The following is a 24,692-nucleotide window of genomic DNA, read 5'->3' as shown; positions in this document are numbered from 1 at the left end:
ATATGTCCAAAAGTTCATTGCCTCGCACCAGACCCGGACATAGACTCGCCTCTGGAACGGACCCCCTACTCACGGAACGGAAAACACATGCCCAAGCCAGACATCACCTCCGGATCGCCATGCTGGATCGACCTGATGACCGCCGATCCCCAGCGCTCGATGGACTTCTATTCCGAGCTTTTCGGATGGACCTACGAGGTCGGTGACCAGGAGAAGTACGGCGGCTACACCATGGCGTTCAAGGACGGGAAGCCCGTCGCCGGCCTCATGATGAACGACGGACAGTCCGGGTACCCGGATGTCTGGTCGACGTACCTGCGCGTGGATGACATCGGCGCTGCGGTGGACGCCGCGGCTGCCAACGGCGGCGCGGTCTACATGCCGCCGATGGAGGTGCCGGAACAGGGCAAGATGGCGATGATCGGCGATGCCGGCGGAGCCAGCGTCGGGCTCTGGGAATTCGGCGGCCACACGGGCTACCAGCTCGTCGCCGAGTCCGGTGCTCCGGCCTGGCACGAGCTCTTCACCCGCGACTTCCCGGCCGCTGTGAAGTTCTACCAGGACGTTTTCGGCTGGGACATCAACGTCGTGGGCGACACCGACGAGTTCCGCTACTCCACCCTTGGCGCCAATGAGGAAGCCAAGGCCGGAATCATGGATGCCAGCTCGTTCCTCCCGGCCGAGGCACCGGCGAACTGGCACGTCTACTTCGCCGTCGACAACGCGGATGAAACCATCGAAAAGACCCTGGCCCGCGGTGGCACCGTCATCCAGCCGGCCGAGGACACTCCCTTTGGCCGCAACGCGGCGCTCACCGACGTCACCGGTGCGCCGTTCTGGATCACCCAGGAGATCAAGCAGGGGTAGTCCCGGTCTGGAACAAGGCCGGCCGCATCCCAGACGGGGTCGCGGCCGGCCTTGTTTGTGTCCGGAATCCGCCGGTTGCCAGGCATCGTGGGGCCGGAACGAAAGCCGTCCACTTCCGGCGCCCGCATCCGAACCGCGGTTGTTTAGGCGTCGGGCCCGTCGAACGCCGCGCGTGCATCCAGGATCTCGCGGTGGTTGGTTGCCGCCCATCCCACGAGGCCGATCACCGGTTCGCTCAAGGAGCGGCCGAGCGGCGTCGTTGCGTACTCGACGCGGGGCGGGATCTCCGGGTAGCTCGTGCGCGTGACGAGTCCGTCCCGTTCGAGACTCCGGAGCGTCTGGGTGAGCATGCGGTGCGAGATCCCGTCGACACTGCGCTGGATATCCGTGAAGCGGCGGGGGCCGTCGTGCAAGAGCCCGATCACCAACAAGCTCCACTTGTCGCCGACGCGCGCCAGAACTTCGCGGATCACTCGGCTGGCGGGATTACTCGTGCTGCACATCGCCACGCCGTCGGTGTCGCCAATCGCGTGGATCGATTCGGGTGCTTGCGCTTGTGGCGGATCGCTTTTCATGTCTGTTCCCTTCCAATACGCACCTCAAGGTGCGTAACGAACGTAGAAGTGCGGCAGTCCTCTGGGGAATACCCTAACAGTTGGTGCGTTATGCACTATTAGTAACTAATGACTTTGGAGGACTTTATGTACATCGCACTTTGGGTAGTAACAGGCATTTTTGCAGCACTCTTCGCCATGGCGGGGACCATGAAAGTCGTGAAGCCGTACGCCGGCATTCGCGAACAAATGGAATGGGTGGAAACCGTGACCCCCGGACAGCTGAAGGGAATCGGCATTGTCGAGGTGCTCGGAGCCATCGGATTGATTCTGCCGGCAGCGACCGGCATCGCCCCGTGGCTCACTCCGGTTGCCGCCGTCGGTCTTCTGGTGACGATGATCGTTGCGACGGCCCTTCACGTGCGCCGCAAGGAACCCATCGTTCCAAGCCTGGTTCTCGGCATTGTCGCACTGGTTGTCGCGATCGGCTGGATCGTTATCGCGTAAGTGCGACGGACACCGGGCCGCTCGCACCCGGTGCACCAACGACGGGCCCAGCGATCTGCGCGTGCCCCGGCTGCTTCCCGGAGCGGCATTCGCCGATCCGCCCCATCTCCGTTTGATCTCGGAGGTCGGGGTGGATCGTTTTATTTGCCAATGAAGCGGCGGGCCGGTTCCGCTGCAACGAGCCTCCCGCGTGCGACCCTACCGCGGGGCGCGCGAGGCGAACTGTTGCACCACATTGTCGATGACTTCGATCAGGTGCGCCGTCCGTGCCGGGGCTTGGTCCCGGGTAGGGGTCACCGCACATAGTTGCGAATCCGGGACATCCTCCTCGATCCGCAGCGGGACCAGGCTTCGGCCGCAGTGCGTCTGGTGTGTCAGGTGTTCGTGGTGCAGCAGCGAGTACCCAAGCCCGGAGGCGACGTAGGAACGGATCACCTCGTAGCTGGGCGAGGTGTATTTGATGTTCGGCGTGATGTTCAATGCCCGGAAATAGCTCATGTAGCGATTGAATGAATGCGAGATCGAGAGGAACGCCGCCGGTTCATCGGCCAGCTCGTGCAGGGACACCGAGGTGCGGCCCGCTCGAACCAGTCGGTGGTCCTCGGCGACGACGACGTGGGGTGCAATGGATCGCAGCGGGGCGATGCCGAAGTCGGGGGTCAGCTCGTCGGCGTACATCAGTGCCACGTCGAGCTGCCGTCGACGCAATGCCTCGGGAAGTTCGTCCAGGTCGCCCTCGGTCACGGTCAACGTTATCCCCGGCATGAGCCGCGCAGCCTCCAACACGATCGTGGGGGAATAGAACGGGGCCAACGGGGCATAAATGCCCACACTCAATTCACCCTTCAGCGGATCGTCCGTGCCCCGGGCGATCGATCCCAGGCGCCCGACCGAATCCAGCAGGGGCTCCAATGCCGACAGCAACCGGCTGCCCGCGAGCGTCGGCTCGACGCCCTTGCGCGGGATGCGTGCCAGCAGCTGGACGCGATACTGCCGCTCCAGGCGCGTAATGGCCGTCGACAACGTCGGCTGGGTGACGCTCAACGCCTCCGCCGCACGCGTCAGGCTTCCCAGTCGGACCACGGTGCGGAAATACTCCAACTGGACGATCGTTGCGTCATCGAGCACTGGCCGATTCTCCTTTGCATTGATTTTGGCAATGCTAGCGCGAAAAAGCATTGATTGGACAGCCACTCCGAGATCGACACAAACTGTGGTGGTCATCACAGCAAAATACCGAGATTCATTGGAGGCTTTAGTGGGTCAATCACCCTCACCGCGTGCCGATACCCGGACCGTACGGTCCGGATCGATGCAGAAGCGGGTTCTGGCAGGCGGCGCCGTCGGCCAGTTCATCGAGTTCTACGATTTCAGCCTGTACGGGCTCAGTGCCTTGATCCTGGCGACGCACTTCTTCCCCAAGGGATCGACGTTCACCGCAATGCTGGCAACCTTCGCCACCTTCGGCGTGGCCTTCCTGATCCGTCCGCTGGGCGGGCTGTTCTTCGGCGCGCTGGGCGACCGCATCGGCCGTCGGCCGGTCCTGTTCATCACCCTGATGGGCATCGGCCTGGCGACGGTCGGCATCGGACTCATGCCTTCGTACGCAGCCATCGGGATCGCGGCACCGGTCCTGCTGGTGTTCTTCCGACTCATCCAAGGCTTCTCTGCCGGCGGGGAATCCGTCGGGGCGCCGGCCTTCGTGCTGGAACATGCTCCGCTGGAACGGCGCGGACTGTGGCTCTGCATCACCATTGCCGCGACTGCGCTTCCGGGCGTCTTCGCCGGCGGACTGATCCTCGGGCTGAACGTGGTTTTCGGCCCGGATGGATACGAACAATGGGCCTGGCGCATCCCGTTCCTATTGGCGTTGCCGTTGTCGGTGTTCGGGTTCTGGATCCGTAGCCGCACCGAGGAGTCGCCGGAATTCCAGAAGGTGCTCCAAGCATCGGAAGCCAAGGAATACAGCCCGATCCGCGAGGCCTTCCGTACCAACGGTGTGCGCATGGTCCAAGTTGCACTTGTCTGCGGCCTGACGGCACTGTCCTTCTACTACCTGGCCGGCTACTTCGTCTCCTTCCTGCAGACGGCCGGAGGCCTGAGCCGAGCCCAATCGCTGGGACTCAACGCAATCATCATGGCGATCATGGCGCTGGCCACCCCGTTCGCCGGGCTGCTCAGCGACAAGATCGGACGCCGCCCGATGCTGCTGGTGGGCTCGGCCGGCGTGGTCATCCTGGTGATTCCAGCGTTCCTGCTGATCACCAGCGGCAACGTCGGGATCGCGCTACTCGGCCAGCTGGTCTACATCCTGCCGTTGCTGGTCTACAGCGCCGGCAGCGCCACGATCTTCGTGGAGATATTCCAGACCAAGACCCGGTTCACCTCCGCGGCCGTGAGCTACAACGTCGGCTACGCATTGCTTGGCGGCACCGCACCGTTGGTCGGCACCTGGCTGGTCGAGACAACCGGATCGGCGATTTCGCCGGGTATCTACCTGGCTATCTATGCCGCGATCGTCTTCCTCGTGGTCCGGTTCGGCGGGGTCCCGGAAACCCACCCTCTGCTCGGCAAGGCCAGCCCGGAAAAATCCGAACTCGTCAACCAGCAATAGAACCGCTCGGCCCGATCGGACTGGTCGCCGGGACCTTGCGAAAGCCCGAAATCGTTTCGCGTTCCCGCAAGGTGTCCGGTGCAGGCCGATCGGTATTTCACTATCCGCACCAAGTTCAGATTTAGCGAAAGGCAGCTGCTCTTCCATGGAACCCACCATTGTTTATCCCGCCCGAATGATCCGCACCATGGACCCGGCACGGCCGACGGCGGAGGCCATCGCGGTGCGCGGCGAACGGATCCGCGCGCTTGGCACCGTGGCCGAATTGCTGACGTACCCGGGTGCGGTTCTCGATGAACGCTACACGGATGCCGTTCTGGTTCCGGGCTTCGTTGAATCCCACAGTCATGCGGGAACGGGAAACATGTGGAACGACACCTATGTCGGGTTGGTGGATCGCACCGATCCCGGCGGAAAGCGCTGGCCCGGTTGCCTGACCATAGAGGATGTCATCGCGCGGCTGATCGAGGCCGATGGCGAGTTGCAGGATCCCGGCGCCCCCTTGCTGGCGTGGGGGCTGGATCCCATCTACTTCCCGGGGGAGCGGCTTTCGGCGAAGCACCTGGACAGGGTCTCGACCACCCGTCCCATTCACATCACGCATTCCAGTGGACACTCGAGTTCGGTGAACTCCGTGGCGCTGGACGCCTTCGGAATTGATTCCGGCACCAACGTCATCGGCGTCGTCAAGGATGAGCAGGGCAACCCCACCGGGGAACTCCAGGAAATGGTGGCCATTGCCCTGGTTGCACCACTGACCGAAGGCCGTGGCGTGATGTACACGAACCCCGATGCATTGCGGGCCTTCGCCCAAGATGGGGTGAACACGGGAACCACGACCCTGACCGACCTGGGATCACAACTCCTGATGGACGATGAAGGCTTGGACGTCTACCGATCCGCGGTCGATGAAGAATTCCCGGCACGGCTCAACGTGTTCCACTTCGGGCTGGGCCTCGGGAAGGTGGCGTTGTCATTTGAGGATGCTGCCAAGCGGTTGGTGCACCTGCGTGGACTCTCAAGCGACAAACTGCGATTCGGCAACGTGAAACTCATGCTGGACGGCACGATCCAGGGCTTCACTGCCCGGCTTCTGGAGCCGGGCTACTACGGTGGACAGCCCAACGGGATTTGGGCCGTCAGCCCCGAGGAATTCCACGAGGCGTTTGAAACATTCCACCGCGCCGGCATCCTGGTCCACGTCCACTGCAACGGCGACCAGACAACCCAGTTGTTCATTGAGACGCTCGAAGCCATCCTCGCCAAGTACCCGAGGCCGGACCACCGCCACACCGCCACCCATTCACAGCTGAGCACCCGTGCACAGTACCGCCGTCTGGCCGCGTTGGGCGCGTGCGCAAACATTTTTGCCAACCACATTTGGGCCTGGGGCGACCAGCACATGGATCTCACCGTCGGTCCGGACCGGGCGGCCCGGATGAACGCTGCGGCCACCGCGCTGCGTCACGGGGTCCCGATTTCCCTGCACTCGGATTCACCCGTGACGCCGCTGGGCCCGCTGCGCACCATGAAGCATGCCGCCACCCGGTTGACGGTCTCCGGGCGGGTCATGGGTGAACACGAACGAATCAGTGCCCAGGATGCGTTGGAAGCTGTCACCCTCGGCGGCGCGTACATGTTGAAGATGGACCACGAGGTCGGGTCGCTGGAAGCGGGAAAGTTTGCCGATGTTGCGGTTCTGGCCGAGGATCCACTCGAAGTGCCGGCCGCCCGGATCGGTGAGATCCATGTTTACGGCACCATGGTGGGCGGGCGTCACCATGCCAGCAATGTCGCCGCTCCGGTCATGGCCGGCACACAGTGACTCCCCGGCTGGGATTGATCGGCGGCTACCTGGGTTCCGGGAAATCCACCCTGGTCAATCGGCTGCTTTCCGGTGCGCTGCCGGGCCGCACCGCCGTGGTGGTCAACGACTTCGGCAGCGTCAACATCGACGCCGATCTCATCCTTTCGGCGGAAGGCGGCACGATCGAGCTGAGCAACGGGTGTATTTGCTGCCAACTCAGCGACGACGTTTCGCGCACCATGAGGGCACTGGCCGAACGCAGGGATCTGGACAATGTCATTTGCGAGGTCAGCGGGGTGGGAGACCCCGGCGAATTGGCAGCTTGGCGAAGCTACCCGGGCTTTGCCCCGGGCCCGGTGGTCGTCTGCGCCGATGCGACCGCCATCGTGCGTTTGTCGCACGATCAGTACGTGGCCGATACGGTTCGACGGCAGCTGGGTTCGGCAGAGTTCGTCCTGATCACCAAGACGGACCTGGCAATGCCGGGGAACGTCGCTGAGGCGCTGGCGGCATGTGATTCGGCTGCCCCGCAAGCGTTTGTGGTGCAGCAAGATCCGGTGGACCCCCGACTCACCGCCGCTCAGCTATTTGCTTCCGAAGTACGTCCATCCGCGGCGGCCGGTTCCGTGGTGGACGACGCACATACCGACGTCCATTCCACCTGCACTGTTGCGGTGCCCGGCCCGATCGATGTCGATTCGCTGCAACGGGCCTTGTCCGCCCAGTCGGAAAGGCTGGTTCGTGCCAAGGGCATCGTCCAGGACGCGGCACACCGTTGGCATGAGGTGCACCTCGCCGCTGGTCGCGTCGAGGTCAGCGAGAGGGTACCGGGTGCCCCGGCGCCCGCCGCCGCCCGATTGGTCTTGATCTCAGCAGGGGCCGACCGAATTGCCGATCTGGAGAGAGCCCGGACTGAACTGCTCGATGCGGTGGGTATTGCCCTGGTGACGATGCCCGGTCGGGAAAACTGTCCGATCGGGGTCCCGGAAACCCACCCGTTGCTCGGAAAGCGCAGCGCAGACCTACCCAATCTTGTTAATCAGTGAAAGGAATCTTCCCCATGACCGCTTCAAACACCGACACAACCCTGTGCTTTGCAACCGCCACCGACCTGCTGGACGGATACCGCCGCCGTGAGTACAAGCCCAGCGAGGTCCTCGCGGACCACTTTGCTCAGATCGACCGCACCAACCCGCTGACGGCCCTTGGCGTCAATGCGCTGACCCAGGAGATGCGTGAATCCGCCGCGGCCTCGGCGCTCGCTGCAGACGAGGCCTACGCCCGCGGCGGGGACTTGCCGCCGCTGCTCGGCGTGCCGCTGGTGACCAAGGAAAAACACGCGATCGCCGGACTTCCCGTCACCCAGGGGCTGGGCGTCGAACGGGGACAAATTCCCGAAGCCAACCAGCCCATTGTCCAGCGGGTGCTGGATGCCGGCGTCGTGCTGCATGCCCGGACCACCACCCCGGAATTCTCCTGCGCCTCCGTCACCCATTCCAAGCAGTGGGGCGTGACGCGCAATCCGTGGAACCTGGCGGCAGGGCCCGGCGGATCCTCCGGCGGCGCGGGCGCCGCCCTGGCTGCGGGGATGAGCACGCTGGCCACGGCCAGCGACATCGGCGGATCCACGCGCATCCCCGCCGGCTTCAACGGGCTGGTCGGCTACAAGGCTCCCTACGGCAGGGTTCCCGGGGCCGCGCCGTTGAGCGCCGACTGGTACCGCAGCGACGGGCCGATGGGACGCAGCGTCGCCGACGTTGCACTGCTGCAGTCGGTGATGGCCGGGCGCCACGGGTCGGACCATGCTTCGTGGGGCGAACACGGCGACGACTACCTGCAGCATGTCTTGGCCGGAACTCCTGATTCCCTGCGCGGGGTGCGCATCGCCTACAGCCCCACGCTCGGAGGGTTCCCCGTGGCAGCGAGCATCAAGGCCAACACCGAGTTGCTGGTCTCGCGTCTGGTCGCGGCCGGTGCCGTCGTGGACGTGGTCGAACCCCGTTGGAATGTCGACCAAGTGCTCGACACGGTCTTCTCCCACTTTGGTTCCATCATGGGCGCGGCACTGCTTCAGGAGGTCGATGGGGACCGGGGGCAGCTATCCGGGTACGCGCAGGTGTTCGTGGCGAAGGCCGCGGAGGCCGCCGGACACGGAACCCTGGTGGACTCGCTGGTCAAGGACGCAGTGATGCAACAGGAACTCGCGCGCCTCATGGACGGATACGACGTGCTGCTGACCCCGACCCAGGGTGCGGAGATGCTGCCCGCGGACGGCAATTTCACCGATGGCATTGAGCTCGAGGGCGGCCACTACGAGAACTACATGGCCTCGCACATGACCATGCCGTTCAACATCGCCAACCGCTGCCCGGTCATGGCCATGCCGACCGGTCTCTCCGGCGTGGGGGTTCCCACGAGCGTCCAGGTCGTCGGCCACCCCTTCGACGAGGCAACGGTCTTCAAGATCTCCGCCGCCGTCGAATCGCTCAGCGATCCGCTGGGTCATCCAGCAGGTTGTTAAGGCCCGGTATCTCGGGCAGCCAGAGTATTTCGGGCAACACTTGATCGCCGTAGTCCTCCCATACCCGTAAGGGCCGGGCGGACTACGGCGATCTTGTTCGTTCGTCTCCCAGAGGGGGTTACTTGTAGCCCCGGACGTACTGGACGTACTGCTCAGTGTCGCTGTACTCATCGGTGATCAGCCAAACGCCGCCGTTGACGGCAGCCGTTGGAATGCTGGGGACGACGATATCGGTCAGGCCACCCGTACCCGGCTCCAGCTCGTCCATATTCACGAATCCTCCGGTGATGGGGTAACGCGTAATCTCACCAGGTTCTTCGCTATTTCCGATGTACTCAATCCGCAACCAATCGCGAGGAGCCAGCGGCTCTTCGCCAACATTCATGACAAAGAGTTTCGCACGGAGCTCGCTCTTCAGCGGGTCGGTGACACTGGTTTTCCGGCTGGGCTCGGTCAACCCCAGGAGCCAGTCGGTCAGACCAAAGAGCTGGCCCACGGCCATGGGATCTTGTTTTGACGAATCGACATAGAGGACGGAATGGGCCGAGGCCGTTTTGCCCGCTCGGTTGCTCGCGATGACCCGGTACGATTCCATTTCGTTCTTGGAGCGCGCCGTGAACGTGTAGTTCGCCTTGGTTGCACCGGGAATCCTTGCCCAGTGGCCGCTACTGTTTCCTTCGACCCATCGTTCCCACTGGTAGCTCAAGGCTCCACCGGTTGCAGTGCTCTTGAAAGTCGCAGGATCCCCGGCACCAACTATGAGTGAACCGGGTAGTTTTACTTTTGGTTTGGTGACCACAACAACTCTAGCGGCGCTCGACGTCGACTTGCCGGCCTTGTTGCTGACACGTACCCGGTAATCGGTGGTTGACTGGCCGGAGGATGAGGTGAACGTATGCGACGGTTTGGTGGCTTTCGAGACGTTCGACCAGGTCGAGCCCCTCTTTTTTTGCCACTGGTATGAGAGGGAGCCGCCGCGCGCCTTGGCCGAAAGTGTGACCTTCGATCTCGCTGCGACGGTGGACCCCTTGGGCTGGGTGGTGAATTTGGGGCTCGTGACAACCGTCAGTTTGGCGGACTTCGAGGTCGTCTTGGCCCGGGAATTCGAAACCACAACGCGGTACTGTGCCCCATTGAGCCCGGTGCTGGCCTTGACCTTCAGCGACTTCGTCTTTGCCGACGAGCCGGAAACCTTCCCCCACTTGGTTGAATTCGGTTTCTTCACGTACCACTGGTACTTGAGTTTGCTGCCGCTGGCCTTGACGCCGAAGGTGTGGGTCTTGCTGCTGGCCACGCTGGCGGACTTCGGCGAAGTCGTGATCTTTGCCTTGGATACTGCCGTGGCGATGGCGACCGCATGCGTGATCGGCACGGACGGAGCCGCGGTCGCCGGCGCGAGCGCGGGCGCGGTAATCAGGAGCGCAGCAACGGCCGTGGCCGTGGCGCGCAGGAAGAGATTCTTCAAGTATTTCCCCCAAGACATAGGCATAAGGCCCGAGTGACGTGTGGCACAAAAGCCTATCAACGTCCGGCGGGTTGTCCCATTCATGACACCGGCCTCGGGAAGATTCGGGATTCTTCAGGTCCAGAGGCAAAAAGATCGCCCCGACAGTGAAGTCGGGGCGATCGGAAATTAAAACAAGAGACGGAACAATCCGCCCAGGGGCTACTTCCTCAGGTGGTCTACAAGCTGCGAGGCGATGCCGTTGCGGGTGCCCGGGGTCAGCGCCAGCGAGGGCCTCGCTTGCGCTGTCTTTGGTGGCAAAACGTAGCAGGGCACGGGTTCCCGAAAGAACCCGTGCCCTGCCTTGGAAATGCTAGTTCCCGGTTACTTGGCGAATGCCGGAACTACCTCGTCGATGAACAGCTGCAGCGAACGCTTCTTCTCCTCGTGGCTGAGGGAGTTGTCGTTCCAGAAGCTGTACTCGGTGACGCCGAGGTCTTCATAGCGGCGCAGACGCTCGACGACTTCACCGGGGGTGCCGATCATTGCTGTCTTGTGCAGCGACTCGGGGGTGAAGTCAGCGCGGCCCTCGAACTTCTCAAGCGGGCTGGGCTCGAGGAAACCGTTGACCGGCGTGCTCTTGTTGCCGAACCAGGCATCGAAGGTGCGGTAGAACTTCTGGATGCCCTCGGCGGCCGGGCGCCAGGCCTCCGGCTCGTCGGCCGAGTGGACGTAGGTGTGGCGCAGGACCATGATGTCCGGGCGTTCGGTGACCTCGGGGTGGTTGGCGATCGCGGTCTCGAACTTCTCGACCAGCGACTCAACCTCCTCGTCGCCCTTCATCAGCGGGGTCACCATGACGTGGCAGCCGTTGGCTACGGCGTAGTCGTGGGATTCGGGGCTGCGCGCCGCAACCCAGACCGGAACCTTCTTCTGCACCGGCTTGGGCACCGAGGTCGAGGTGGGGAACTGCCATACCTCGCCGTTGTGGGCGTAGTCGCCCTCCCAGAGCTTCTGGATCGCGGGGATGATCTCCTGCATGTGCGCACCGCCGTCGGTGGCCGGCATGCCACCTGCGACACGGTCGAACTCAAACTGGTAGGCTCCGCGGGCGACACCCAGCTCGGCTCGGCCGTTGCTGATGACATCGAGCAGGGCAACCTCGCCGGCAGCCCGAATCGGGTTCCAGAACGGGGCGATGATGGTACCCGCGCCCAGACGGATGGTGGAGGTCTTGGCCGCGAGGTAGGCCAGCTGCGGAAGCGGGTTCGGGGAAACCGTGTACTCCATCGAGTGGTGTTCACCGATCCACACGGTGCCGAAGCCACCGGCTTCGGCCATCTGGGTCAGCTCGACCAGGTTCTCCCAGTGCTGCTCGGGTGTGAGCGACTCATCGTAGCGTTCCATGTGGATAAACAGGGAAAAGCGCATGCTTACTGCCTTTCGGGCTTAGGTGGTGGTGTTTCGTTGGTTTCGTTCGGCGATCGTCACATTGGTCCGCGACCAGTGCTCGTGTTCGATCTCGCGGACGAGGACCGTGATGTTTTCCGGGGCCGCGTCCACGGTGCGGACGGCGGCGTTGTGCAGGGCGTCCATCAGGGCTCGCAGTTGTTCGGGGCTGCGGCCCTTGGCGATGGAGACGTCAATCAGCGGCATGATGTTTTTCCCTTCTAGGAGCGCATGACGAACGGGTCTGCGACCGGCGACTCGTCGGTGTTGATCCACACGCTCTTCAGTCGGGTGTATTCGTTCATGGACTCCAGGCCGTGCTCGATTCCGACGCCCGAGTTCTTGAATCCCTGGCGTGGGGACATCGGGGACATGGCACGGTAGGTGTTCACCCAGATCGTGCCGGCCTCAAGCTTGCGCGCCATGCGGTGTGCGCGGGACAGGTTCTGTGTCCAGACACCCGCCGCCAGGCCGTATTCGGTGTCGTTGGCCATGCCGAGCAGCTCGTCCTCGTGCTCGAAGGGCATGATCGCGGCGACCGGGCCGAAGATCTCCTCGCGCACCACCCGCATGTCGTTGTTGACGTCGGTGAGCACCGTGGGTGCGTAGTAGTAGCCGGGCAGCTCAAGCCCCTCCGGACGGCAGCCGCCGGCCAGCACCGTCGCGCCCTCCTCCGCACCGATCTTCACGTAGGAAGCGACCTTCGCCAGCTGGTCGGCAAACGCCAGCGGGCCCAGCTCGGTGGAATCGGCCAGCGGGTCGCCGATCACGATCGACCGGGCACGCGCGGTGACCTTCTCCACCAGTTCGTCGTAGACCGACTTGTGGGCGAACACCCGGCTGCCGGCAATGCAGGTCTGTCCGGCCGCCGCGTAGATGCCCGCGATCACGCCCATCGCCGCGTTGGAGACATTTGCGTCGCCAAAGACGATGTTCGGGCTCTTGCCGCCCAGCTCCAGGGTGCAGCCGATGAAGCGGCTGGCGGCCTGGGAAGCGATGTGCGAGCCGGTGGCGGTCGACCCGGTAAAGGAGATCTTCGCCAGCAGCGGGTGGGCCACCAGCGCGGCGCCCGCTTCGGCGCCGAAGCCGGTGACCACGTTGATGACGCCGGCGGGAAAACCGGCTTGCTCGGCCAGTTCGGCCAGCAGCAGCACGGTGCGCGAGGTGTATTCGCTGGGCTTGATCACCACGGTGTTGCCGGCGGCCAATGCCGGGGCAATCTTCGAGGTGGTCAGGGTCAACGGCGAATTCCACGGGGTGATGGCGCCGACCACGCCCAGCGGCTCGCGCTGCGTGTAGTTCAGGATCGCCGGGTTCATGGTGGGAATCTGCGCGCCCTGGACCTTGTCGGCCAGCCCCGCGTAGTAGTAGAAGTACTCGGGCAGGGTTGCCATCTGCCCGCGCATCTCGCGCAGCAGCTTTCCGTTGTCAAGCGATTCGTTCATCGCCAGCTTCTCGGCGTTCTCGCCGACCAAGTCGCCCAGGCGGCGCAGCAGGTGGCCGCGCTGGGTGGCGCTCAGCAAGCTCCAGGCCGAGGAAGTGAAGGCGGCATGGGCGGCCTTCACCGCGCGGTCGACGTCCTGCGCGTTGCCGCGGGCCGCTTCGTAGAGTTCCTCGAGCGTCGCGGGGTTGGTGCTGCTGAAGTAGCGGTCTTCGCTAGGGGCGACGTATTCGCCGTTGATGAAGTGCATGTAGCGCTCGGTCATGATGGCTCTCCTTCATTCTCGCTAAAAAAACTGTTCAACTGTGTCGCCAGGGCGGTGGCGTTCTCCACGGGCAGCATGTGCCGGGCACCGGGAACGATGTGCACCTTGCATCGGGGGATGGCCGTCCCCAGCCGGCGGGACATCTCCGGGGTGGAGCCCGGATCCAGTTCGCCGGTGATGGCCAGCGTTGGTTGGGTGATCGAGCCGAGCTCCCCGGAGATCTCGCGGTCGCCGCGGGCGAAGACGGCGTAGGCGTGCAGGTAGGATTCCAGGTCGTTCGCGGCCAGCACCCGCCGGGTGTCGGCAATGATCCCGGCCGGAACCGTGCTCTGCCCGGCCGGGTACCAGCGCTCGATCGCCTTGTCCACGCCCTCTTCGAAACGGTCGCCGGCGGTGGCCAGGCGCTGCTCAACGGCCGCGGATTCCTCCGCTGTCCGCTGGCAGACCGAATTCACCGCGGTGAGGGTCAACACCCGTTCGGGGGCGAAGCGAGCGATGTGCTGGGCGATCAGGGCGCCGAGTGAGAAGCCCACCAGGTGCACCGGCCCGGGGGAGGTCATCCGCCCCAGCACGTCCCGGGCCAGGCTGGCCAGATCCTGTGGTTCGCGCAGGGCCGGCTGCCGGCCGTGGCCGGGCAGGTCCAACGCCACGGATTCGCGGCCCAGCTGCTCCTGCAGGGGCCGCCACATGGTGTGGTCCAAACCCACGCCATGCAGCAGAACCACCGTGGCTTGCTTGGAATTCGTCATCTTCGCCCCGGATGCCTACAGTTCGGTGGAAAGGTCGGCGAGGCGCTGCTGCGGGCGCCCCTGGGTGGCGCCGGCCAGCGCAATGAGGATCTCTCCGGCGTGGGGTGCATCGGCGATCTTCACCTCGACACTCTGGTGGTGCGAGCGGATGGTCGCGTCGGTGAAGTGCTTGAGCGGGATGTCGAACTGCACACCGGCCGGACCGCGCTTTTCGACAGCCGGCAGCAGCGTGGTGGCGTTGGCGGCCTTGCGGAAGTGGTCGCCGAATTTCAGGGTGTGGATAAGTGCCGAGCCGTGCTCGATCTCCCCGTCCAGTCCCACGATCGCGGCCTTGCCGTAGGCTTCAAGCGGGGCGCCCAGTGCTTCGAGCACGCGAGGCGCCAGCAGGGCACCCAGGTCGGAGGCAACCTTGTCGATGCCTTCGTTGAGATCCTCGACGAAGCCCTGGCCTGCCCAGGGGTTGTCGAAGATCGCTGCCACGATGACCACGCGGGCCGCCGGGTCAACCGGGCGGCCGCCCTCGGCGTTGGTCTCTTCGATGATGGTTACGAGCTTGCGGTAGTTCACAGTGTGATTCCCTTCAGGATTTCGGAGGTGATTGGGTTGTCGGTGGAACGGTCACCGATCCGTGCGTGTGGACGCGGACCGGTGGAAGCAGCGGCGATCACCGCGATTTCCCCGGCGTGCGGGGCATCTGGCAAGGAAAGTTCAATGGTTTGGTAGTGACTGCGGGTTGCAGCGGCGTTCTTGTGCCACATCGGCACGCGCAGCTGTTCCCCGGCGGTTGCCCGGCCGTCAACAAAGCAGATGATCGAGGTGCCCTCGAGCGCCTCGCGAAGCAGGTTGCCAAAGTACGGGGTATGGATCAACGCACCGGCATGCTCCAGCTCGCCGTCCAGGCCTACCAGTGCGGCCTTGCCGAACGCCTCGACCTTTTCCGCACCGCCCAATACATCCAGGAGGCGGTCGGACAGCAGCTTGGCAAGAAGCGGGGCAATGCTTTCGGTGCGGTCGGCCAGGTCGTGTGAGGTTCCGGTCCCAAGCCACGGGTTTGCGATCACCGCAGTGGCCGTTGCCCGGGTGATCGTTCCGAGCGTTTCGTGGGGGACTTCCTCGATGATGGAAGTGATCTTGCGCAGTCCGATCGCCGCGGCGATATCGGAGTACTCGTGCAGCGTCGAGCGTTGGCTGAGATCGATGGTGTGTGCCGTGGCGGCGAGGGGGCTGTTCATGTATTTTCCTTTGACTATCAGGTCTGGATGCCGAGGAGCTACTCGGCGTGCGCGGTGTCGTCGGCCTCGCGCAGCGCTGCCAAGACCGCGGACTGGCTTGAAGATGCGACGTGGCGGCGCATCACCAGCTCGGCTGCCAGGGGATCCTTCGAGATGATGGCGTCGATGATTGCCTGATGTTCACCTACGGAGTTGCGCAACCGGCCGGGCAGGCTCAGCGTCTGGGAGACTATGCGATGGTAGGCCAGCTGGTTCATGAGCAGGTCATAGTGCTCCGAGAGCTTTCGGTTGTCCGCTCCCGCGACCAGTGTGCTGTGGAATTCGTGCACCAGCTGCGAGTACCTTTCCGCATCCCCCCTTTCGACCGCTTCGGTTGCCTGTGCGACGTTCTCCTGCAGCATCAGGAGTTCCGGCACGTGGCCGCGGCGGGCCAGCAGTCCGGCAGCCAGTCCCTCGAAGGCCTCCTTGAGCTGGAACATCTCATGGATTTCCCGCTGGGTTGGTTTGCGGACGAAGGTTCCAACACGGGCTCGAACCTCGACAAGGCCCTCACGCTCAAGTTGCTTGAGAGCTTCGCGAATCGGGGTGCGACTGACCTCGAAGTCCTGGGCCAAAGCGGTCTCGGCCAGCAGGTCCCCGGGCTGCACCGACCCGGTGACGATCATTTGGCGCAGCCGGGTAAGTAGTGGTGGCTCGGTCGAATCCTGGTTCGGCTTCGATGCCAGCGAAGTATTCTCTTGCATGCAAGAACAATAGCAACACCTCCTCTTGCATGCAACAAGGTTCCTTCAAGTTCGCGTAATTTCAGAGAATTTTTGAAAACCTGTTGACTGGCTCACGCCGAATGCTACGATTCATGCATGCAAGATATTCAAGATTCACAGGTTCAGCTCACCAAGAACGCACTCGTGTCCGCTTGGGAGGCGGCATGGGACCGCGGAGAGGTCAACGCGCTGGATGCGGTGCTTCACCCGGAATACCGCCGCGAGAGCACCCAGTCCAAGCACGTGGCAAGCGCCCAGGACCTGAAGCAGGAAATCCTGGAAGTGCGTGCGGCGTTCCCGGACCTGGCCACTCACATTGACAACATCGTGATCGACACGGAAACCGGCACCGCAGCCATCTTCTGGCGCACCACTGGCACCTTCACCAACGACCTGCAGGGCGTGCCGGCAACCGGCAGCACGGTGGAGACCCGCGGGTCGAACCTGTTGCAGCTGCAGGACGGGAAGATCCTGAGCGAAAAGGTCACCTGGGACCAGAGCGAGCTGCTGGCGGATGTCGGGGTTCCCTCGCTGCGTTCCGCCTTCGAAACCCCCGAGGATACGGTGGTCGACGACCTGAGCGGAATTCCCCAGTTCGAGGAGCTCAAGGGCTTCAACCGCCAGTTCGTCACCGGAGTCACCGTGGTGACCACCATCGACGACTCCGGCAAGCCGCGCGGACTGGCTGCAAACTCCTATGTCTCGGTGTCATTGGAACCGCCGCTGGTGTTGGTCTGCGTGCAGAAGACCACCAGCACCTACTCCTCGCTGTTCAAGTCCACCCACCTGGGCATCAACATCATGAGCAACGAACAGCGCGACACCTTGGGCATCTTCGCCTCAAAGGGTGACGACAAGTTCGCCAACCTCCAATGGCATGAGGGCCCGAATGGCAGCCCGATGATCGACGGGTCTGCCGCCTCGATCGAGGCCGAAATCAAGGAACGCTTCCAGGCCAAGACGCACACCGTCTTCATCGCCAAGGTGAAGCATTCGGAAGTCGCCGAGCTTGCCCCCATGGTCTACAAGGCCGGTCGCTTCTTTGACGGGGCAGAGCTCACCGAGCTCTAGGCCCATCTTCCTCCCTCCGGGACCACGAGGTGTGTGAAACATGAAAACCAACACCGAAGACCGGGAACGTTCCGTACTGACAAGAGATGCGATGCCCAACGGCCGCAACCGAGCACGGGTGTTCAAGGGGGGATATCTGAACCCAACCACAGCACTTGGCTGTGGTTGGGTTCACCCTACCCAACGACAACCACGCAAACACTCGAGAAAAGGACAGTTCAATGTCGGTACCTGACGAAACAACGCCGGCCTACGGCACCTCGTTGACCAAGGCCGAACCGTTCGCCACGGAGCAAATCCCGGATTCCGAACGCCATGGCCACCCGCGCAGCCAGTTCACCCTGTGGTTCGCCGCAAACATGGTGCTGGCCGTGATGGTTTCCGGTTTCTTCTCCTCGCTCTTTGGCCTGTCGGTCATCCAGGGCCTGACCGCAGTGGGCGTCGGAACGCTGCTGGGCGTGCTGGTGATGGGCGTGCTGGCGGGCATCGGCACCAAGCTGGGCGTGCCGCAGCAGGTCCAGGGTCGCGGTCCGATGGGCTTCTACGGAAACTTCCTGCCGATCACCGTGCTCACCATCGTCTCGGCAATCGGCTGGACCGCGGTCAACACCGTGTTCGCGGTCATTGCGCTGCGGATGCTGGTCGATGTGCCGTTCGTCCTGGCCGCCGCGTCGATTTTCGCGGTGCAGTCGGTGTTCGCAATCTGGGGACACAACCTGGTGCACCTGGTCAACAAGATCGCCACCGTGGTGTTGACCATCCTGTTCGTGATCATCTCGATCCTCTCCCTGCGCGAGGCTGACTTCAGCCTCGGTGTGGACACCAGCGCCCCGTTCTACATGGGCAGCTTTGGCGGTTGGGTGACCTTCGCCGGGTTCTTCTTCGCCTACGTCATGACCTGGACCCCGTTCGCCTCTGACTTCTCGCGCTACCTGCCGCGCAACACCTCGCACGCCAAGGTCGTCGGGTACACCGCCGGCGGCAGCTTCATTGCCATGGCTTGGCTTGGAAGCATCGGCGTGCTGGTCTCCAGCTTCGCCGGGGAACTCGACGCGATCCCGGCCCTTGCCCAACTGACCGGGGACTGGGCGCCGGTGGCCATGCTCACCGTGGTGCTCTCCACCCTTCCGGTCAGCGCCATGAACCTGTACGGCGGATCCCTGTCGCTGCTGACCATCAAGGTCCCGGTCAGCCGCATCGTCGGCGTGATCATCGTGGCGGCGCTCAGCCTGGGCATGACCCTGCTGATGCAGACCAACCCGTACGGCGGGTTCTACGACTTCCTCTCGGTGCTGGCCTACCTGGTGGTTCCGTTCAGCGTGGTGCTGCTGTTGGATTACTATGTGCGCATGCGCAAGGACATGGCAGCGTCGGTCGCCGACCTGTTCAACACCGGACGCCGCTTCGAGTGGGGCTTCTTCGCCTGGATCTTCGGCTGCGTGGTCTCCGCCCTGTTCTGGAACACGAACATGTTTACCGGACCGTTTGCCTCGCTGGCCAACACCTTCGGTGATTTGGGCTTCGTCACCGGTGCGATCGCCTCCGCGGTGGCCTACCTGGTCCTGTACAAGCGTCCACTGCCGGCGGGCATGCGAGTGGCTGACCGACCCGGCATCGACGAACTGCGCCACGACCTGGAAAAGGAAGTGAACAACTCATGACGGACCTGACCCAGCCGGAACAGCGCAGCCGTGCGGCGCTGGTGTTGATCGACATGCAGCGCATCTTCCAGGAGCCCGAGAGCCAGTGGTCCGTCTCGAATTACCAGAAGGCGGAGGACAACATTCTCACGCTGCGTGACTCCTTTGAACACGTCATCTGGACGAAGTTCGTGCGCGACCCGCAGGAGACCGGCGCCTGGGGCGACTACTACCGCAGGTGGGACGAATGCCGCGAGGAACCTGAATCCCCGCGCTGGGACATCACGGTGCCGGTGCGGGAAAACGAGCAGGTGCTCTCCCTGCCGACCTTCAGCAAATGGGGAGCGGACCTGGCGCGGATGACCGAAGGCTACCAACACCTGGTGGTTGCCGGGGTTGCCACCGACTGCTGCGTGCTGTCCACGGTGCTTGGGGCGGTGGATGCCGGGAAACACGTCACGGTGGTCTCCGACGCCTGCGGCGGGGCCACCCCGCGCGCCCACGACCAGGCATTGGAACTGATGGAGCTGCTCTCGCCCATGGTGACGGTGCGATCCAGTGAAAGCATCCTGGGCGTGCCAACGGGCTCCGAATGACGCCTGCCTGCCGACTCGAGGTGTGGCACCGGCCGGGGACCGTTCCCCTTTACCGTTCACTTCGAGCCGTGTGAAACCGTCCTGAAAGCACGAGGCCCGCGGAACCGATCATCATCGGTTCCGCGGGCCTCGTTGCGTTAAGCCGTCGCTTCTACTTCTTCAGGTGGTCTACCAGCTGCGAGGCGATGCCGTTGTAGGTGCCCGGGGTCAGCGCCAGCAGGCGTGCCTCGGCCTCGGCGGACAGGCCCAGCTCGGAGACGAACTCCTGCATGCGCGCGGCGTCGACGCGCTGGCCGCGGGTCAGGTCCTTGAGTCGCTCGTACGGGTTTTCCATGCCCTCGACGCCGGCGATGGCCTCGGCGCGCATGACCATCTGGATGGCCTCGCCGAGCACCTCCCAGTTGTGGTCGAGGTCGTCGGCAAGAACGGCCTCGGCGACGTCAAGGCGGTCAAGGCCCTTGGCGACATTGGAGATCGCCAGCAGCGAGTGGCCGAAGGCGGTGCCGATGTTGCGCTGCGAGGAGGAATCGGTGAGGTCGCGCTGCCAGCGGCTGGTCACCAGGGTTGCACCCAGGGTGTCGAGCAGGCCGTTGGAGATTTCCAGGTTCGCCTCGGCGTTTTCGAAGCGGATCGGGTTGACCTTGTGCGGCATGGTCGAGGAGCCGGTGGCGCCTGCCACGGGGATCTGCGCGAAGTAGCCGATGGAGATGTAGCTCCACACGTCGGTGCACAGGTTGTGCAGCACGCGGTTGAAGCGTGCCATGTCCGCGTACAGCTCTGCCTGCCAGTCGTGCGACTCGATCTGGGTGGTCAGCGGGTTCCAGGTCAGGCCCAGGCCCTCGACGAAGGTGCGAGAGACTTCCTGCCAGTCGGCGGCAGGCACCGAAGCGTAGTGGGCGGCGTAGGTGCCGGTTGCGCCGTTGATCTTGCCCAGGAACTCGGTCTTCTCGATGCGGTCCAGCTGGCGGGTCAGGCGCCATGCCAGAACGGCAAGTTCCTTGCCCAGCGTGGTGGGGGTTGCCGGCTGGCCGTGGGTGCGCGAGAGCATCGGCACGTCGCGGGATTCCTCGGCCATGGCGGTGATCTGTGCGACCAGGGTGCGTGCGGCCGGCAGCCACACGTTCATGACCGCATCCTTGACGCCGAGGGCGTAGGAGAGGTTGTTGATGTCCTCGGAGGTGCAGCCGAAGTGCACCAGCGCGGTCAGGTCGGCGATGCCGATGGCCTCGAGGCGGCGGCCGATGTAGTACTCGACTGCCTTGACGTCGTGAACGGTCACGGCTTCGATCTCGGCCAGCTCGTTGACGGAGGCGGCGTTGAAATCGGTGACGATGGCGCGCAACGCTGCACGCTGTTCCTCGCTCAGCGGGGAGGTGCCTGGGAGCACCGAGTTGTCGGTCAGGTGGATCAGCCACTCGACCTCCACGTGGACGCGGTCGCGGTTCAGGGCCGCTTCGGAGAGGTGGTCGACCAATGGGGCGACTGCTGCACGGTAACGACCGTCCAGGGCACCAAGGGCAAGGGGTTCGGATGCAAGTGAAATGCGCGCGGAATCAGCCATGGTGCCCATTCTTTCATGTTTTGCCTCACTACGGCCGGGCGAGTGACGCCGCACACGCTCACGGGAGTGCTCCCGCGCGGCGGGATATCCACAATCCGGGAGCCACCGGGGGTTCAACGCCCCTTGCGGTTCTACCGTTGCACGCAATGGCGGCGTAACAAGGCGATGAACCGCAATCCGAAAGGGGAGTGAACCGAGGATGCTGGAGGCGATTGCCGACGAAATGCTGATGCGGGTGGTGGCCACCCAGGCGGTGGTGTACCGGGCGCGGGAGCAGCTGGGCGAGGTGCTCAACCTGCAATGGGAATCCCCGGCCGGCAGGGCGTTCAGGGACCGCGCCGCGGAGTTGGCCTCCAAGGTTGCCGACCTCGACGCGCGGCTGGAAACGGCGCGCGGCGAAATCTGGGCCGCCCGCGCCGACCTTGCCGAGCTGGAGGCTTCCATGCTGTCCGGGTTGACCACCCTTGGGCCGGTCTCGATGCCGGGAGGGTTGCCGGTCGGGCTGCTGGGCGGACTCGGGCTGGGGAACTAGGGGCATCGATGGGATACGAAAGCCGCGGGGGAGTGGCGGGGACGGAGTTTTCCCTCGAGGAACTCGAGCGGAGCTCCACCATGCTGGCGACCGCCGGCGCCGAACTGTTTGAGGGAGCCGCGAAATTGGCGCTTTCGCCCCAACCGCCCGCGGCGCTTCTGCTCCTGGGGGCCGTCCTGATGCGCCAGCGGGTGCTTGCCGCGGCGAACGGGGTGATCGAGCTTGCAGGGATGTGTTCGGCCCGGGCCGCGGAGGCTGGCGGTCTGGCGCTCAGGGTGCAGGCCGCACGCGAGGTCTATGAACAGGCCGAGTCGCAAGCGACCCGGCAAATCAACGATGCGCGGGGTGCGCTCTTGCCGTTGATCCTCATGTGGGACCTGGCGACAAACAAGGGCCGCCCGTGCACCGACACCATGGAAGACCTCATCAACCAGGCCCCGGCCATGATCGGTGCCCTGCTGCCGGGGCCGGCCGGCGCCGTGGCACTGCTGCGGGACCGGGAACACGGCGGCCTTTTTGACACGAGCGTGGCCCAACGGCTGTATCCGATGCTGGGGCCCGGGCTCGCAGGGCTGGGCCTCGTGCAAACGGGTCCGGTCGAGGTGGCGGCACTCAACGGGACGCGCACGGTGGAAACACGCGGTGCCCTGGATACGATGCTGGACCTGCAAGCGATCGCCGAGCAGGAACCTCCGGGAAGCCTCCTGGTCAGCACGGTTCAGGGCGGCGGTGCGCCGGTGCACATCGTCACCATCCCCGGCACACAGTCCGATCCGCTGCGCGAGGGGCTCGAATCGGTCAAGGGGCTCGCCGGCGTCAAGCAGGGGTCCACGGGAATGAACCCCTGGGACACCGCGGGCATTGCCGAGGCCATGGGATTCGGATCGCAGCATGTATCGGTGGCGGTGGGCGAAGCATTGGCGCAAGCGGGCGCCAAGCCGGGGGACACCGTGGTGCTCGGTGGATACAGCCAGGGCGGGATCCACGCGGCGAACCTTGCCGGGGACACGCGGCTCAGCGACACCTTCGACATGTCCTACGTGTTGACGGTGGGATCCCCGGTGGCGCTGGCGGCACTGCCGAAAGCAACGAAGGCGCTTCACTTGGAAGACCGCCGGGACATGGTGCCGGGGACCGACGGGTCGCGCAACCCTGCAGGAAGGAACCGCGTCACCGTCTATTTCGATGGCCCCGACCCGTCGGAGGAACTTCCGAACACGGGATTCGGGCCCGCACACAAGCTGGCCAACTACCGGGAGCATGCCCGCGAGCTCAAGGGCGCAGCGGATCCCGGCATCGCCGAATCCACTGGTCAGCTGGCAACGCTGCTGGCCGGGTCCGGCGCTCTGACCGTGCGTTCCTACCAGTTGAGGCGGGTCGTTCCCTCAGGCAAGAGCGCCGCGGCGCCCAAACTCGCGGAAAACGGCCGGCCGCTGAAGGGAAAGCTGAAGGACGTCCCGCCCGTTACTTCCGGCTGGGGGTGACCCAGCCGATCAGGGCGGAGACCAGCGAAATGATCAGCGAGGCGATGATCGCGTCCCAGAAGAAGTCGTTCACGTGCAGGCCAAACGGCATGTAGGTGGTGATCCATGAGGTCAGCATGAGCATGCCGGCGTTGATGACAACGGCAAAAAGCCCCAGCGTGAGGCAGGTGATGGGCAGCGAGAGCACCTGCACTATTGGGCGGACCAGTGCGTTGACCAGACCGAAAATCAGGCCAACGGTGAGGTAGGCCAGGACAATGCCGAGGGTCTTGTCGTCGGTTGGTGCCGGGGTGACTTCGATGCCGGGGACAATCCACGCGGCAGCGGCCAACCCAAGGGCATTGATAACCACACGGAGGATAATCGCAATCATGGCCCCATAATTGCATACCTTTATGTGAGCCGTCGGCGTACACGCGCACTTGCCAGCCGGTTCTCAGCTGCCCTATTCGATAGGCTGTGACCATGACCACGCAAAACCCTGTGTCCCACGATCCGGTTCAGCCCCGCACCATTATTGGTCGGATGCCGAAGTACGCCGCCGGGAAGCCTCCGACCGAAGTTCCGGGGCTGACGGCATTCAAGCTCTCCTCCAACGAGAACCCGCTGCCTCCGATCCCCGCGGTGCTTGATGCAATCCGCGAACAGGTGTCGGTCAACCGCTACCCGGACCCGCTCTCGACCAAGCTGCGCAATGCGCTTGCCGGGTTCCTGGACGTGCCGGCCGACGACATCGTCACCGGTGCCGGTTCGCTCGGTGCGCTGACGCAGATCCTGGCAACCTTTGCGGGCGAGGACGTCGACGGCGTGCAGGATGAGGTGGTTTACGCGTGGCGTTCCTTTGAGGCGTACCCGATCGTGGTCCAGACCGCGGGCGCACTGCCCGTGGAGGTGCCGCTGCTGGCCGACGGACGCCACGATCTTGACGCCATGGCCGAAGCCGTCAACGAGCGGACGTCGGTCATCTTGCTGTGCACGCCCAACAACCCGACCGGGCCGATCCTTACCCAAGACGAGGTCGAGGCCTTCATCGCCAAGGTTCCCGCAAATGTGCTGATCGTAATCGATGAGGCTTACCAGGAATTCGTGCGGGACGAAAACGCCGTGGACGGCATCAAGACCTACCGGGACCACGCCAACGTCGTGGTGCTGCGCACCTTCTCCAAGGCCCACGGGCTGGCCAACCTCCGCGTGGGATACTCGGTCTCGCACCCGGAGGTCACCAACTTCCTGCGCGTCGGGGCAACCATGTTCGCCGTTTCCTCGTTGGCCGAGGACGCGGCCGTGGCCTCGCTGGCCAACTATGACCAGGTTGTCGAAAGGGTACAAAAGATTGTCGACGAACGTACCCGCGTGGTCGATGCCCTCAAGGAACTCGGATGGGACATTCCGCGGGCCGAAGGCAACTTCGTCTGGTTGCCGCTGGGGGCGAATACCGCCGAGTTCGTTGAGCTTGCGCAGGCACGGGCGCTTTCGGTGCGGGGATTCGCCGGTGAAGGCGTGCGCGTGAGCATCGGCGAGGTCGAGGCAAACACCCGCTTCGTGGATCTTTGTCGGAACTATCCAAAAGGTTCTTCGCTTTCCTAGGGCGAAT

24 protein-coding genes are annotated in these 24,692 nt (G+C 64.1%); 12 read left to right on the top strand and 12 right to left on the bottom strand.

Annotated features, from left to right (window positions below):
- Nucleotides 1-87: 87 nt before the first annotated feature.
- Entirely contained in the window at nt 88-867 is a 780-nt protein-coding gene (locus ACFY5D_RS09270; RefSeq protein ID WP_387528230.1) for a VOC family protein, read from the top strand.
- Between the two features lie 143 nt (nt 868-1,010).
- Here the strand turns inward: ACFY5D_RS09270 and ACFY5D_RS09265 are convergent, their stop codons facing one another.
- Nucleotides 1,011-1,442 (bottom strand): winged helix-turn-helix transcriptional regulator, encoded by a 432-nt coding sequence (locus ACFY5D_RS09265; protein ID WP_387528227.1) that lies wholly within the window; start codon nt 1,440-1,442, stop codon nt 1,011-1,013.
- Between the two features lie 126 nt (nt 1,443-1,568).
- Between ACFY5D_RS09265 and ACFY5D_RS09260 the strand changes: the two genes are divergently transcribed.
- On the top strand, nt 1,569-1,928 hold the full coding sequence (locus ACFY5D_RS09260) for a DoxX family protein (protein WP_387528224.1): 360 nt from the start codon (nt 1,569-1,571) through the stop codon (nt 1,926-1,928).
- A gap of 198 nt (nt 1,929-2,126) precedes the next feature.
- On the opposite strand, the gene ACFY5D_RS09255 is transcribed toward ACFY5D_RS09260, so the two are convergent.
- Nucleotides 2,127-3,056: a LysR family transcriptional regulator gene (locus tag ACFY5D_RS09255; protein WP_387528222.1), complete on the bottom strand. Its 930-nt coding sequence runs from the start codon at nt 3,054-3,056 to the stop codon at nt 2,127-2,129.
- 184 nt (nt 3,057-3,240) lie between these two features.
- Between ACFY5D_RS09255 and ACFY5D_RS09250 the strand changes: the two genes are divergently transcribed.
- From ACFY5D_RS09250 to ACFY5D_RS09235, 4 genes are all read left to right on the top strand, one after another.
- Entirely contained in the window at nt 3,241-4,542 is a 1,302-nt protein-coding gene (locus ACFY5D_RS09250; protein ID WP_387528219.1) for an MFS transporter, read from the top strand.
- A gap of 145 nt (nt 4,543-4,687) precedes the next feature.
- The gene (locus ACFY5D_RS09245; RefSeq protein WP_387528216.1) at nt 4,688-6,367 is read left to right on the top strand and encodes an amidohydrolase; all 1,680 of its coding nucleotides are present in this window, start codon (nt 4,688-4,690) and stop codon (nt 6,365-6,367) included.
- A 14-nt stretch (nt 6,368-6,381) separates the two neighbouring features.
- Nucleotides 6,382-7,395, top strand: a complete 1,014-nt coding sequence (locus tag ACFY5D_RS09240; RefSeq protein WP_387528213.1) for a CobW family GTP-binding protein — start codon at nt 6,382-6,384, stop codon at nt 7,393-7,395.
- Nucleotides 7,396-7,409: 14 nt separating this feature from the next.
- Complete coding sequence (locus tag ACFY5D_RS09235) at nt 7,410-8,870, top strand: amidase (RefSeq protein ID WP_387528210.1); 1,461 nt, start codon at nt 7,410-7,412, stop codon at nt 8,868-8,870.
- Nucleotides 8,871-8,988: 118 nt separating this feature from the next.
- Here the strand turns inward: ACFY5D_RS09235 and ACFY5D_RS09230 are convergent, their stop codons facing one another.
- The 8 genes from ACFY5D_RS09230 to ACFY5D_RS09195 form a co-directional block, all read right to left on the bottom strand.
- Nucleotides 8,989-10,419 carry a hypothetical protein gene (locus ACFY5D_RS09230; protein WP_387528207.1) on the bottom strand — a complete coding sequence of 477 codons (1,431 nt, stop codon included), beginning with the start codon at nt 10,417-10,419 and terminating at the stop codon, nt 8,989-8,991.
- 279 nt (nt 10,420-10,698) lie between these two features.
- Complete coding sequence (locus ACFY5D_RS09225) at nt 10,699-11,745, bottom strand: LLM class flavin-dependent oxidoreductase (RefSeq protein ID WP_387528205.1); 1,047 nt, start codon at nt 11,743-11,745, stop codon at nt 10,699-10,701.
- Between the two features lie 18 nt (nt 11,746-11,763).
- Nucleotides 11,764-11,970, bottom strand: coding sequence for a 4-oxalocrotonate tautomerase family protein (locus ACFY5D_RS09220; protein WP_387528202.1), 207 nt, complete (start codon nt 11,968-11,970; stop codon nt 11,764-11,766).
- A 14-nt stretch (nt 11,971-11,984) separates the two neighbouring features.
- Nucleotides 11,985-13,469, bottom strand: coding sequence for an aldehyde dehydrogenase (locus ACFY5D_RS09215; RefSeq protein WP_387528199.1), 1,485 nt, complete (start codon nt 13,467-13,469; stop codon nt 11,985-11,987).
- A complete protein-coding gene (locus ACFY5D_RS09210) occupies nt 13,466-14,218 on the bottom strand; it encodes an alpha/beta fold hydrolase (protein WP_387528196.1) in 753 nt (250 codons plus the stop codon). Before ACFY5D_RS09210 ends, ACFY5D_RS09215 begins: the two co-directional genes overlap by 4 nt.
- Before the next feature lie 15 nt (nt 14,219-14,233).
- On the bottom strand, nt 14,234-14,785 hold the full coding sequence (locus ACFY5D_RS09205) for an amino acid synthesis family protein (RefSeq protein WP_387528193.1): 552 nt from the start codon (nt 14,783-14,785) through the stop codon (nt 14,234-14,236).
- Complete coding sequence (locus ACFY5D_RS09200) at nt 14,782-15,450, bottom strand: amino acid synthesis family protein (protein WP_387528191.1); 669 nt, start codon at nt 15,448-15,450, stop codon at nt 14,782-14,784. The genes ACFY5D_RS09205 and ACFY5D_RS09200 overlap by 4 nt, the downstream gene beginning before the upstream one ends.
- Nucleotides 15,451-15,488: 38 nt before the next feature.
- Nucleotides 15,489-16,193 carry a GntR family transcriptional regulator gene (locus ACFY5D_RS09195; RefSeq protein WP_387528188.1) on the bottom strand — a complete coding sequence of 235 codons (705 nt, stop codon included), beginning with the start codon at nt 16,191-16,193 and terminating at the stop codon, nt 15,489-15,491.
- A 117-nt stretch (nt 16,194-16,310) separates the two neighbouring features.
- Here ACFY5D_RS09195 and ACFY5D_RS09190 point away from each other — a divergent pair, with 117 nt between their 5' ends.
- The 3 genes from ACFY5D_RS09190 to ACFY5D_RS09180 all read left to right on the top strand — a co-directional run bounded on the left by ACFY5D_RS09190 (nt 16,311) and on the right by ACFY5D_RS09180 (nt 19,521).
- Complete coding sequence (locus ACFY5D_RS09190; RefSeq protein WP_387528185.1) at nt 16,311-17,285, top strand: flavin reductase; 975 nt, start codon at nt 16,311-16,313, stop codon at nt 17,283-17,285.
- A gap of 221 nt (nt 17,286-17,506) precedes the next feature.
- Nucleotides 17,507-18,946 (top strand): purine-cytosine permease family protein, encoded by a 1,440-nt coding sequence (locus tag ACFY5D_RS09185; RefSeq protein ID WP_387528182.1) that lies wholly within the window; start codon nt 17,507-17,509, stop codon nt 18,944-18,946.
- Nucleotides 18,943-19,521: a cysteine hydrolase family protein gene (locus ACFY5D_RS09180; protein WP_387528179.1), complete on the top strand. Its 579-nt coding sequence runs from the start codon at nt 18,943-18,945 to the stop codon at nt 19,519-19,521. Before ACFY5D_RS09185 ends, ACFY5D_RS09180 begins: the two co-directional genes overlap by 4 nt.
- A 151-nt stretch (nt 19,522-19,672) precedes the next feature.
- Here the strand turns inward: ACFY5D_RS09180 and purB are convergent, their stop codons facing one another.
- The gene (purB, locus tag ACFY5D_RS09175) at nt 19,673-21,082 is read right to left on the bottom strand and encodes an adenylosuccinate lyase (protein ID WP_387528176.1); all 1,410 of its coding nucleotides are present in this window, start codon (nt 21,080-21,082) and stop codon (nt 19,673-19,675) included.
- A 199-nt stretch (nt 21,083-21,281) separates the two neighbouring features.
- On the opposite strand from purB, the gene ACFY5D_RS09170 reads away from it, so the two are divergent.
- Both ACFY5D_RS09170 and ACFY5D_RS09165 read left to right on the top strand, forming a co-directional pair.
- Entirely contained in the window at nt 21,282-21,614 is a 333-nt protein-coding gene (locus ACFY5D_RS09170; protein ID WP_387528174.1) for a hypothetical protein, read from the top strand.
- An 8-nt stretch (nt 21,615-21,622) separates the two neighbouring features.
- Nucleotides 21,623-23,098 (top strand): hypothetical protein, encoded by a 1,476-nt coding sequence (locus tag ACFY5D_RS09165; RefSeq protein ID WP_387528171.1) that lies wholly within the window; start codon nt 21,623-21,625, stop codon nt 23,096-23,098.
- Here the strand turns inward: ACFY5D_RS09165 and ACFY5D_RS09160 are convergent.
- Entirely contained in the window at nt 23,079-23,471 is a 393-nt protein-coding gene (locus ACFY5D_RS09160) for a phage holin family protein (RefSeq protein WP_387528168.1), read from the bottom strand. The genes ACFY5D_RS09165 and ACFY5D_RS09160 overlap by 20 nt on opposite strands.
- Nucleotides 23,472-23,563: 92 nt before the next feature.
- Between ACFY5D_RS09160 and ACFY5D_RS09155 the strand changes: the two genes are divergently transcribed.
- Entirely contained in the window at nt 23,564-24,685 is a 1,122-nt protein-coding gene (locus ACFY5D_RS09155) for a histidinol-phosphate transaminase (protein ID WP_387528165.1), read from the top strand.
- Nucleotides 24,686-24,692 lie beyond the last annotated feature (7 nt).

The organism is Paeniglutamicibacter sp. NPDC012692, assembly GCF_042901625.1.
In the GTDB taxonomy this organism is placed as follows: Bacteria; Actinomycetota; Actinomycetes; order Actinomycetales; family Micrococcaceae; genus Paeniglutamicibacter.
This window is presented reverse-complemented; position numbering and strand designations above follow the sequence as displayed.